Origin of the sequence: Gottfriedia acidiceleris (assembly GCF_050457485.1) — a bacterium.
Lineage (GTDB): Bacteria > Bacillota > Bacilli > Bacillales > Bacillaceae_G > Gottfriedia > Gottfriedia acidiceleris_D.
Window position 1 is genome coordinate 116341 of sequence record NZ_JBCMJM010000015.1, and the last position, 12000, is coordinate 128340.

Annotated in this window: 14 protein-coding genes; 2 read left to right on the forward strand and 12 right to left on the reverse strand. The window is 30.5% G+C overall.

Annotated features, from left to right (window positions below):
* Positions 1-215 precede the first annotated feature (215 nt).
* From ABEY15_RS15470 to ABEY15_RS15515, 10 genes are all read right to left on the reverse strand, one after another.
* A complete protein-coding gene (locus tag ABEY15_RS15470) occupies positions 216-830 on the reverse strand; it encodes a Type 1 glutamine amidotransferase-like domain-containing protein (protein WP_429891052.1) in 615 nt (204 codons plus the stop codon).
* Positions 831-1009: 179 nt separating this feature from the next.
* The gene (locus tag ABEY15_RS15475) at positions 1010-1210 is read right to left on the reverse strand and encodes a hypothetical protein (RefSeq protein WP_429891053.1); all 201 of its coding nucleotides are present in this window, start codon (positions 1208-1210) and stop codon (positions 1010-1012) included.
* 54 nt (positions 1211-1264) lie between these two features.
* Positions 1265-1579 (reverse strand): hypothetical protein, encoded by a 315-nt coding sequence (locus ABEY15_RS15480; RefSeq protein ID WP_429891054.1) that lies wholly within the window; start codon positions 1577-1579, stop codon positions 1265-1267.
* A gap of 498 nt (positions 1580-2077) precedes the next feature.
* Positions 2078-2326: a hypothetical protein gene (locus ABEY15_RS15485; protein WP_429891055.1), complete on the reverse strand. Its 249-nt coding sequence runs from the start codon at positions 2324-2326 to the stop codon at positions 2078-2080.
* Between the two features lie 202 nt (positions 2327-2528).
* Entirely contained in the window at positions 2529-3023 is a 495-nt protein-coding gene (locus tag ABEY15_RS15490; RefSeq protein ID WP_429891056.1) for an SMI1/KNR4 family protein, read from the reverse strand.
* A gap of 153 nt (positions 3024-3176) precedes the next feature.
* Positions 3177-3641 (reverse strand): hypothetical protein, encoded by a 465-nt coding sequence (locus ABEY15_RS15495; protein ID WP_429891057.1) that lies wholly within the window; start codon positions 3639-3641, stop codon positions 3177-3179.
* A gap of 130 nt (positions 3642-3771) precedes the next feature.
* A complete protein-coding gene (locus ABEY15_RS15500; RefSeq protein WP_429891058.1) occupies positions 3772-4476 on the reverse strand; it encodes a hypothetical protein in 705 nt (234 codons plus the stop codon).
* Positions 4477-4980: 504 nt separating this feature from the next.
* Positions 4981-5367 (reverse strand): hypothetical protein, encoded by a 387-nt coding sequence (locus tag ABEY15_RS15505; protein WP_429891059.1) that lies wholly within the window; start codon positions 5365-5367, stop codon positions 4981-4983.
* A gap of 268 nt (positions 5368-5635) precedes the next feature.
* Positions 5636-6214, reverse strand: a complete 579-nt coding sequence (locus ABEY15_RS15510; protein WP_429891060.1) for a hypothetical protein — start codon at positions 6212-6214, stop codon at positions 5636-5638.
* Between the two features lie 690 nt (positions 6215-6904).
* Entirely contained in the window at positions 6905-7240 is a 336-nt protein-coding gene (locus ABEY15_RS15515; protein WP_429891061.1) for a DUF7668 domain-containing protein, read from the reverse strand.
* Between the two features lie 310 nt (positions 7241-7550).
* Here ABEY15_RS15515 and ABEY15_RS15520 point away from each other — a divergent pair, with 310 nt between their 5' ends.
* Positions 7551-9065 carry an MDR family MFS transporter gene (locus tag ABEY15_RS15520; protein WP_429891062.1) on the forward strand — a complete coding sequence of 505 codons (1515 nt, stop codon included), beginning with the start codon at positions 7551-7553 and terminating at the stop codon, positions 9063-9065.
* A gap of 53 nt (positions 9066-9118) precedes the next feature.
* On the opposite strand, the gene ABEY15_RS15525 is transcribed toward ABEY15_RS15520, so the two are convergent.
* Both ABEY15_RS15525 and ABEY15_RS15530 read right to left on the reverse strand, forming a co-directional pair.
* On the reverse strand, positions 9119-9775 hold the full coding sequence (locus tag ABEY15_RS15525; RefSeq protein WP_429891063.1) for an HAD family hydrolase: 657 nt from the start codon (positions 9773-9775) through the stop codon (positions 9119-9121).
* Positions 9776-9845: 70 nt separating this feature from the next.
* Positions 9846-10388, reverse strand: coding sequence for a GNAT family N-acetyltransferase (locus ABEY15_RS15530; RefSeq protein ID WP_429891064.1), 543 nt, complete (start codon positions 10386-10388; stop codon positions 9846-9848).
* A 259-nt stretch (positions 10389-10647) separates the two neighbouring features.
* On the opposite strand from ABEY15_RS15530, the gene ABEY15_RS15535 reads away from it, so the two are divergent.
* Positions 10648-11853: a cytochrome P450 gene (locus ABEY15_RS15535; protein ID WP_429891065.1), complete on the forward strand. Its 1206-nt coding sequence runs from the start codon at positions 10648-10650 to the stop codon at positions 11851-11853.
* Positions 11854-12000 lie beyond the last annotated feature (147 nt).

Consider the following 12000-nt stretch of genomic DNA (forward strand, 5'->3'; position numbering starts at 1 on the left):
GAACCAGTCTTTCAAATGTAAAATAGGAGTAGATCATCGTTATCGACTCCTATTATTATCTTTGTTTCCATGCCCAAACTCCTTGCATTTTACTCATTAATACATTTTGCCCAATATGATATGCGTCGTGCATTACTAGACTCTTTAGTATTACTATTAATTCATTAAATGAAAATTTCTTAAATAATAATAGCATGCGTTAGTTGTACAACAATCTAATTATTTATTAAGACGAATTCATTATCTTTCACTCTAACAACATCACATTTATTCAGCGATTCAAACTCCATTAATCTTTCTTCGATGGACTTGCCAGTTATATCTGGAAACAAGTCATCTCTATCATAGTGCGGAAAGATAATTTTATCTGTTATTTCTAATGCAGTTAAATCTTTGATATCTACTATATTCATTTGAGGAGTAAAATAATTGACAATATTAAGGTTTGGTCCAAGAACAACTGCACCTGCACTAACTCCAACTATTATGACGTTATTTTCTGTTAATCTCCTAAATATCAGATCAGCACCACTTTTTCTAATATGATGTAGCAAATAAAATGGATTACCTCCGTTAATATAGATAATATTATATTTTTCAAGCTTTTCTGCTGATTCGAATTCTAGATCAATAAACTCTACACTATTTATGCCCATTTGATTAAAGTCTTGTTTTGCTTTTATTGCGAATTTGTTTTTTTCTTTTTGTTGAGATGCAGTTGTAATCACTCCTACATTCATACTACTTATATTCCCATTAGTAAGTTGTAAAAATTGTTTTTTTATTCCATCTGTAAAAAATCCATTTGAAGTTAGCAGTAGTTTTGTCATTTGAAACAACCTCATTTAATTAATATTAAATTTATGTTTTCTATAAAAGGGGGAAATTTCCTTTTTAAAACCTCTATTCTTCTTCAACTAACACATAAAAAAAGCTGCTTTTTTGCAGCTCATAATCTTCAACTAATGCATTGCGTTAGTTGAATAAAAAAATATATTCATCAAAAAAATCAAAGAAAAATAACGCTGTACAAAAACCCAAGAAATCCTACATAAAATAACATTGCCCAAGTTTCTAATGGCTCAAAAAAGAAACCAAAAAGCATTAAAATTCTTTCCTTATTGCTTTCGGTATCTCTTAATTCTCTAATCAATAAAATAAGAGGAATTATCATTATTGATAAACTAATAAATAAAACTAAAATTCTCATATTAACTCCTCAATTTACTAATGCGTTAATTCCAAAAGTTATCTTATTATATTACTAAAAATACTTAAAAAACTTTTTTGATGTGTCGTCTAATTTTCTTAGAAAAAGTTCTTTACATTGTTCATCATCTGCCAATAATAAGTCTACAAATGGTTGATTTTTAAGCATTCCTTGAACTCTTGAGTTTTTTGAAATTATTTTTTTATTCTTATCGTTTTTCAATAAAGTTGAAAACCAAGGCAAATTTGACAATAAATTGATATTCTGATTCATCCTTTGATTTTGCTGCTTTTTAAACTTCTTTGAGGAGGAAGAAGGTGTTAACATATCCCCAATAACGTCTAATATAAATTCTAAAATAATACTCATCTATTTCAAAATCTCCTTAATAAAATTATTAATTTATAAAAGATTTTGTAACTAATAGGAACTGACATTCCACTGCATTTGCTCTTAAACTAAAGCAGCGCGTTAGTTTAAATAACTGCTTATTCTCCAAAGAAATAGAAATATAGCGCTAATAGATATATACATATGTATAACAAACATCCAATTATCGAAAGGAAATTAAAACATCCTTTATCTTTTCTATTCAGCATTACATTTCCAATAGCCATAACTACCACTACTATAAATAAAGGTGCAACTGCTAATTTGGAGATAAGTTCTGGAAAGGGCATTTCCATCAATTTGTCATCAATATTTCTCCCCCTAACTTAAGTCTAATAATAGCATAATTATCTAATTTCTTATGCAACTAATCTGCCATTTTGTTCAATAAAAAAGGACCGACAAAATCATCGATCACGTTTTTCAACTAATGCATGCGATAGTTGAATTAGAAAACACTAATTTAAAGTTCAATTATTAAATCTCAAATAATGTAAATTGTTCTGATTCCACTTCCTTTTTCTTTGTGGATTTTTTCTTTTCAATTACTTGTTTCGAAGTATTATTTACTTGAACAGCTATTTTTACTGCACTTACATAACTGTGCTCTTTATTGCAATTTGGACAGATGTATATCTGTTTGTTAATACGTGAGTCAGCTAGTTTCATACGTTCTTCTTTTGACATTCCTATGTTTTTAGCACATTGCCCACAAGTTTTCTCCATTACTTCAACCCCTATTTTTAATTCTTTTCTGTAAGATCTTTAATAAAAATCTATTTTATTGTTTTTAATCGCTCAGTAAAATAACAATTAATTATACCATGCCTTTATTAACTCTCCTGCCAAATACCTAAATAAAAAGGCAGCCCATGGCTGCTCTTGATCTTCAACTAACGCATCAGTTAGTTGTATAAGAAAAAATAAATTACTCTAATTCTTCTTGGATGGTTTCTAATTCTTCTTGGAAGATTTCTAATAAGAAATCTCCAAAATCATCTGCAATAAGTTCTATTGATTGTTCACTAAACTCCATTCCAAAATTAATAGAAACAACAGGAGGTTCATTTTCTCGATTAAGTTTATTAAAATCTAAACAAAATAGTTCACCCATACCTGTGGCATAAATTATAAGATAATTTTCTGGTAAACCAGCATTTTTTCTTAGTTTGATTGTATACCATATAGCATCTGGAACAGAAGAGTTTATAAAGTCATCGTCAATTACTCCATATACTTCTTCGGAGCCGAAATCTCCAGCTCCATAATTAATAAGAAAATGGCGATATATCTTTGAAAATTTTAACCCTAACGTAGTTTCTGCTTTTTCAATTAAACTTTCTGAACGCTTTCCTACAAAATCGGCTTCTTCTTGATTTTGCTCGATTATTTCAATTGCTTTTTCATAATTTGACCAACTCATTGTACTCCTCCACGATGTTCATTTGACATTAATATACCATATTATTTTAATTTTCTTGTTCAACTATACTGCCATTTAGTGCAACAAAAAAGAGCCACCGAAGTAACTCTTGATCTTCAACTATTGCATGCGTTAGTTGCACAAGAACTTATCTTAAATATGAATTAACAATGTTCCATTTGATTTTACCGTAACTAAAGGATTTTCAAGTAAGTTTTCTTCAGTAAGAATGATTTCTTTCCCAAGTATATTTGATAGCTTACTCATAAATTCAAATACGGAACTAGCTTCAGTTAGACCTATGATTTCTTGAGGATTTATATCAAATTCTATTTCATCTTCCCCAAAGAAATGGCAATTAACCAAAACACCATTGATATCAATAGACATTAAAACACTTTTATTCTTTTTTTCCTCAAATAATTTGGATCCATTTGTTATTATATTCGTGTTTTTTTGTCCATCTATATAAAACTCAATACCCCAATCAGATAAACATAACCAATCTATTAATTTTTGCCAGTCATCCATATTTGCATCTAAAATATAAATATCCCTTAAACTTCCATCAACGAAAAATACTTTATCCAAAACTTCATTAGTTAAGTGTTTTTCCATAAAATAGGTACCCCAATAATCATTATTTATATTTATTGTACCATTTCTTATTCAACTATCCTGCCATTATGTTGAATAAGAAAATGCGATCTTCTATTGAAGTATCGCATGCTTTAGTTGAATAAGTGTCTTATTTAATTTTGTATTCAAATATTCCCCAAGGTAAATATAAAACTGGTTCTCCTAATTCCTCATCATTAGTATAATCACAAAACAGAGTGGCTTCTTCTAAGGTGGAAATGAAACCATTTTCGTTTAGAGTGAAACCGAAAAGATTTTTATAGTCTTTTTCTAAACCACTGCACAAATAAGAGTGAAACTCTACGCCTTCAAATCCAATGACTTCGTAACCAAGCAGTTTTGAATCGCTTTCTTCAATGGTAATTCTATGTAATAATAATTGTTCAATACCGTATTGCTTTTCTTTTGGGTTGTTTTCAAATTCGATAAATTCTTCAACATACTCCTCTGGTAATCCTATTCCGATAATTTTAGCATCTGTTAAGTGACTTAGAAATTTGGATAGGAATTCTCTTGCAATTTCAATCGTGGTAAATACATTGTAATAAGATAAAGTTCCTGCTTTATACTTATTACTAAAATTTTCTTCAACCCATTTTTCCATTTCTTCATATGTGCTTTGAGATATATTTAATTGTTGAGCGTATTTTTGCTTTGCTTCATTTGAATGTCTCCATAAAACACTTATATTTGGGTAAAAATCAGTAAGACACTTACTAGCTGATAATATGGTATCAGGAATTAAGTCTTTATCCATATAATCGGGTCGCTTTTTAGGAGTAACAATAAAATATCCGCCTGAAATGTATTTCATAAACCACACCCCTTGAATAAAAATATACACTATTATATACTTCTTTCTCCCTCTCTTTTTTCCTATATAACACATCTACTACAACTAAACAGCCATTTACTAAAAAAGGAAGGTAACCACCTTTTTATTACATTCCTTATGTAACTAAATTGCCATTTTGTTTAATAAAAAGGCTCTTTTCGCATAGATTATTGCTATTGCTATTTTTATTTTTTATAGTTATTCTTGATTTTGCGCAATTGAAATGCAGCAAATAGTCCAATGATGCCGAATAGTAAGTCTCCTAGTTCAAATAGTTCTCGCAAACGTACTCACCTCCAGCTAACTTATTGAGTTGAACTATTTATTTTTTTCGTTCAATGATAATTATTATACAAATAGCAATAATTTTCCTTTACTAATATTTTATTTTATAAAAGCAACAAACTTTACGAAAAGAGCCAATAAAAAATGACCGACAAATCGTCGATCATGTTGTTAAACTATAGCATTGCTTTAGTTGAATTAGAATCCAAAACCATACAACAAAATTTGTTTTGTTTCAATTTTTACATATGAGCCAATAAGATAATTGTCTCCAGTCAACTCAAAAATGACTAAGTTGTTGCCAATTCTCAAGACTGAGTATCCATCAGAATCAATCGATTCCAATACTCCTGATAAATAAATATGATTTTCATCACTTGTTATTTGACTAAATTCCTTATCAATCTTATAAATTTGCTTTTCCCATTCTAGAATTTCTGGAATATCAATCTCGATATCACATTCAGAATTCAATTTTGGTTTAGATCCAACCCATTTACCTATTGCACTACCATAAGGCGAATTAAACTTAACAATATAACCATCTGATAATTTTTTTATATATTCGACTACTATTATTCTCATTTTTTTTCATCCTTTAATGGTCTTTACATCTAGAATTCAATATATATCTTGTTTTACCTTCTTCAACTAATCTGACATTTTGTTGAATAAAAAAAGCCACCTGAATTGGTAGCTGGTATTCAACTCATGCATGCGTTAGCCAACCGTGAATCGATTATTCACCACAGTGATTGGAAGTTTATAACTTACTTCCATAGTAGTTGAATTAGGATTAAAAAAGCCGAACTCCATAATTGGAAATCGACTTTAATTTTATCTTTGTTTTATATTATTGAACTACTACTGGATCTACTGGAGTATTTGGCATTGCAATACTTGTTCCGTTATAGTTTACAAATAATCCGCCTTCGCTCGATACTGGTTTAACTTCTGTTACAGTTGCGTGTACCCAAACACCTTCTGCATCATCATAAACTTCACGATTTCCAGTCAAAGGATCGCCTACAACCGGCACAGTTCCGTCAGTCACTACTGTTCCAAAATGATTTAAATTAAAGCCATTGATTTGATTAGCTTTTCGAGCGTCATATGCTACATCAGCACTAACAGATGCATGTTTTGGTACTGTTATTTCATGAGTTACGATTTTAGGTTGTTTACCACCAGTTAAAGTTTCCCAATATTCTGTTACAACATAAGTATCTTTAGCCTCATAAGTAAAAGTAAGAGCACTTGCATTTTTCTGTAAAGCAGCATTGTTCCAATTAAATGCTAATTGTACATCACCTTTACCTACAAATCCTGTTCCTGCTGCTGAATCAAAAGTAACTGCTGCATGTGCACCAGATGTTGCTACGCCTAAAGTTAATAACCCCGTTAAAATTAAACCACCGATTGCCTTTTTCATTAAAAAACCTCCAAAAGTATGTATTTATTAAAATCACATGATATAAAACATGTAATTTTAACCAGGTAAATAGTACCTTCTTAAACATTGTATACAATGTTTTGTTCTTAATCAAGAACTTTTTGGTTGCAAAATTATACAATACTACTCTGTTATACAGTTTGTTCCCCCTTAAATAGTCCTTCTCTTATTACTAAACTGCCATTTAGCTACATAAGAAAAACGATCCTTCGTTATTGAAGAATCGCATGCTTTAGTTGAATTAGAATTACAATTAGATTTATAAGAAAAGAAAACGGCAGGGAGAATCTTTTTTCTTATTAATATTTTATCTAATGATTTTCTTGTGCTTCTCCTCCTCTTGCTTTGCTTTTACTTTTGCAACGATTAATTTAATAAAAGCAATAAGAATAACTATACCAATTATTATTGGAATAAAAGATTCGAAAAGCCAACTCATTAGTAAAAGAATAAATTCAATACTCCCAAAACCTATTAGAATTACAAGATACCATAAAACGATTTTAAGTATATAAAGACGATTATTTTTTTTCATCATTTGCTTCAACACTACTATTTGAATTTCTGACTTTATTTTAGCATTTCTTATTCAACTAATCTGCCATTTTGATGTATAAGAAAAGCGATCCTCTATTGAAGAATCGCATGCGTTAGTTGAACAACGATAAACTATAATGCATGTAAATCTTCTATTGAAAACGATATAATATTATCTGATTGGTCAATTATTGCTTCACAAGACAATGTTAAATCACTTTCTTGATTATTTATCCAAAGTTCAAATTCCAACGCATATCCTGACCCATCATTATATTTATAATAACTAATATTCTCATACGCTACATCAGGTGGAATTGTTAGTGAGCCCCAGTGATTTAGTTCTCTTTTAATGTCCTCAATTGTAATTTCAACTGATAGTTTAGATTTAATTTTAATAGTATCGTTTTTTACTAAATCACAAACAGTTTCTTTAAGTAATAACATTAATTTTTCTTTAATATCCAAAATTCCCACCACCTCTTATGCATTTAATAATACAGTATCTTATTGAACTAATCTGCCATTATGTTGAATAAGAACGGAGCCTTCACATTTATTTATATATTTCTATCAAACACAAAGATAAGAATTACTACCTAAAGGATTTTTATACAAAGTAAAGAATAAATAAAAGTAGAAGAAAATGATAGAATTAAATTTTTTACTTGAAATTTGAATTTCATCTTTAATTAGCTTTTAAATATTAAAAGTTGTTCTTTTTTTTGTATTCAATGAATCAATTGAATAATATTGAAAGGTCATAGGGAGGTAAAGGATGAAAGAAAATAACAAGACTCTTATATTAATAGGACTAATGATTGGAGTCATCTTCTCAGAGCTTGATGAGACAGTCGTTTCAACAGCTATGCCAACAATTATTAGAGATTTAGGAGGTTTAGCACTTTACGGTTGGGTTGGTGGAGTTTACATGCTTTCGATGACCTCCTTTATGGCAATACTCGGTAAACTTGCGGATTTATATGGTCGAAAAAAAATATATTTATTTAGTATGGGATTATTTATGGCTGGCTCAATTATTAGTGGTACAGCTCACTCTATGGAAGTTCTTTTAATTGGACGTGGGATTCAAGGGATTGGTGCCGGTGGGTTAATGCCTCTTGCGATGGTCATTTTCGGAGACAGTTTCCCAGTTGAACAGCGTGCTAAGCTACAAGGTATATTCGGAGCTGTCATGTTTATACCTCAACTACTTGGACCGCTCATTGGAGGATATTTTGTACAGCATATTTCATGGCACTGGATCTTCTTAGTAAATATTCCAGTAGGAGTTTTAGCTGCAATTTTATTAGCAATCGGATTAAACGAAACGAAAGTTGACAAAAAAATCAATATCGACTGGTTTGGTGGGATTTTACTAGTTACCACCTTAATCAGTTATCTGCTTACTCCTGTACTTCATCAAACAGAAGGTTATGCATGGAGTGATCCTAATATGATTGGTTTACTAATTTTAGGAACCATTTTACTTGGATTATTTATATTTGTAGAGTCAAAAGCAAAAGAACCAATTATCCCATTGCACTTATTTAAAAATAGAAACTTTGTTGTCATTTCGGCTCTTGTATTTGTATTTGTTCTTGCGATCATGGGATCACTTTCATCTTTCCCATTCTTCTCGCAAAATGTACTCGGTTTAACACCTACTGAATCTGGCTATTTAAATTTACCAATTATGGTTGGGGCAATGGGTGCAAGTGTAGTTGCTGGTCGAGTAATGAATAAATTCTCTTATCGAAATATTTACGGTGTTTCATTTATTATACCTATGATCGGTTTCTATTTACTCACTAGTATTACTGCTCACACTTCAATAATGACATTCGTTATTTATTTCATTATTCTTGGACTTGGATTCGGTGCACTATTTAACAATGCATTAATTGTTCAAGAATCAGTTGAAAAGGAAAATGTAGGGATTGCTCAATCTGCCGTTATGTTATTTCAATCCATTGGTATGACGATTGGCTTTAGTTTATTTGGTTCTCTATTAGCCTCTAAAATTACATCAGGGATGAAATCACTAGCTGGAAGCCTTACCGTGGATCAATTACTACAATTAAAAAATGTACAAAATGGTATGATTCCATCTAATCTTGATCCTAATTTACTTGAAAAAGTTAAAACAGTCTTTACTCATGCATTCCAGGATTTATATTGGGTATCTTTCTTACTTGCCATTTTAACATTTTTAATTTGTTGGGGTCTGAAAAAGGAAATTTTAATAAAGAAAGATGAAGCAAGTGAAGTAAAAGAAGTGAATTCGATTTAACTAAAAAAACCATTCCAATTTTTTTGGAATGGTTTTACTTTTTTTAACCGATATTACTTGTTTGTTAGATGCTTAATTACATCTTCTAAAGATTTTTCTGCCATCGATGATAATCTTAAACTATGATTCTCAAACTCTAAATGTGATGTAACTTGATTCGGAACGATTACACAGTGCAATCCGGCTTTCGTTGCAGCGATTAATCCATTCAACGAATCTTCAAATGCGACAGCCTCTGATGCTTGAACTCCGATTTCCTCAATTGCTTTTAAATATAGCTCCGGATCTGGTTTAACTTTCTTTACATCTTCTTTCGTCTTAATTACAGAAAAGTATTCATAAATATTTAATTTTTTTAAGAAGCTTTCTACCCACTCTTTTGAGGAGCTAGAAGCCAAAGCTATCTTTAATCCCGCATTTTTTGCTGAAATTAAATAATCTTCTACGCTTTCTCTTAGTGAGGGCTTGAGTAGTTTCTCATCAACTAGCTCTTTAGCCATTTGTTCGATCAGTTCTTTTTCAATTGGTTCTTTTAAATTTGTATTTATAAAATCGAATAAAATTTCATCACTTGTTCCTACAACTTCTGAAAACTTTTGAAGAGTTAACTCCAATTCATACCGTTGTAGTACTTCCTTATATGCTTCGAACCATACAGACTCAGTATCGACAATTAGACCATCAAAATCAAATATTACAGCTTTAATCATTCCATTTCTCCTTTTCCTCAATTAGACAAATTTACTATATTATGGTTATTTCAGTTTATTATTGTTCGTTTTATTTTTGCCAATCAGGTTTAATGAGAGAAAATACATTTAAATCATGAGACTGATTCCCTTGAACTAAATAGCCTCTCAGTAATCCTTCTTTTTGAAACCCTAACTTCTCAACTAAAGTAGATGAGGCAGTATTATCTGGAAAAATATTAGCTCCAATTCGATAGATTCCTAGGTTATTAAAGCAGTATGATGTAATTTCCGTAATTGCTTCTGACATATATCCTTTTCTCCAATATTCAGGCAATAAATCATATCCAATTTCCGTTCTTCTTGCGTGTAAGACTAAATTATTTAAACCAATTGTCCCGATTAATTTTTTTGATTCTTTTTCAACTATTCCAAAGCGCATTCCTTGTTGATTTTCAAATCTAGTTTGAAAGGAATCGATCATTTTAAGCGCTTGATCTTTTTCAGTAAATGGGTCCATACCATAGTATTTAATTACCTCTTCATTTGAAAAGATGGAAAAAATCTCATCAACATTTTTTTGTGTAATTTGCACTAAAGATAATCTTTCTGTTTCTAAAATTGGGAAATCCATCATGTTACCCCTTTCTTATACGTCGAATAATCTCATAAACTCAGTTTGATTACTTGAAATACCTTATTTTACCATAAATCATGATTTAAATTACTTAATTTTATTTGATTTATTTCTGATTCATTTATACCTAATTCCTCATGAAAATCATTCTGTACAAAAGTATCCTTTTTTTGTGTTATCCAAAATTTGGGAATAATCCATTTTCACAGAAATAGAAATAAATAGACTCATTTCATTCATAAGGGAGAACAGTCACATGAATAATCAATTAAAAGTGAATCCACAGCAATTTTACAAAGACCCATATTCGTTTTTTAGTAACGCTAGAAAAATCAGTCCTATGCTTTATACGGAGCTATTTCAGAGAACTGGATGGCTAGTAACAGGCTATAGAGAAGCAGAAATCATGCTAAAAGACCCCCGTTTTATAAAAGAAGCAACCAAAGTCACTCCGCCTGAACAAATACCTGAAAGTGTTATGCCTGCAATTGCAATAAATCGAAAAATGATGTTATTTCGAGATGCTCCAGATCATACGAGATTAAGAAACCTAGTGAACAAAGCCTTTTCTCCAAGAATGGTTGAAAATTTACGAACTTCGGTAAATGAAATTGCTGATTATTTAATAGCAAATATGAAGGGAAAATTTACCCACGAATTAATATGTGATTTTTCATATTTATTACCTGTTTTTGTCATAACTGACCTATTAGGTGTTCCTAAAGAAGATCGGGATTTGTTCCGCGATTGGTCCGATGCATTTATTAAATTTATTGATTTTAATACGACTATGGAGGATTTAGAATTAGTATCAAAGGATATTCTTGATGCTTCTAATTATTTCAGAAATCTTATATCTTTAAGAAGAATAGAGCCTAAAGAGGATTTAATTAGTAATTTAATCGTAGCAGAGGAATCTGGTGATAAATTAAGTGAAGATGAAATGATCGCAAGTTGTCTTCTTTTATTAATAGCGGGTCATGAAACTACTGTTAATTTAATCACGAATGGATATTATTTATTATTAAAACATCCTGAGCAATTTGAGCTATTAAAAAATGATTTAACGTTAATTCCTTCAGCGATTGAAGAAATATTAAGATACGAATCACCCGTTATTTTTACATCTAGGTGGGCTAGAGAAGACTTTGAGTTCGCTGGAAATTCGATTAAAAAAGGCGATTACTTTATGGTTTCATTAGGTGGAGCTAATTACGATCCAACTGTCACAACTAATCCTGAAACATTTGATATCACTCGAAAAAATATAAAACATTTATCATTTTCATCCGGACCGCATTTCTGCTTAGGTGCCCCACTTGCTAGATTAGAAGGACAAATAGCAATTGAAAAACTGATTAGACATTTAGTTAATCCAGTTCTAATTGAGGAGCCAACTCGCCGTAAAAATGTTGCATTTCGAGGGTTTGAAAGCTTAAAGATTCAGGCAAGTATTCAGTGATGTTTCTCGCAAATTGTGTACTTTTCCAGACAGAAATTAATTTTTAATTTACTAAGTTGAAGTAATGAAAATAATACAATATATAGCTTAAAAAAGAGCATCGAGATCTCGATGCTCTTTACTGTTCAAAATCCTTCATTAAAAGGG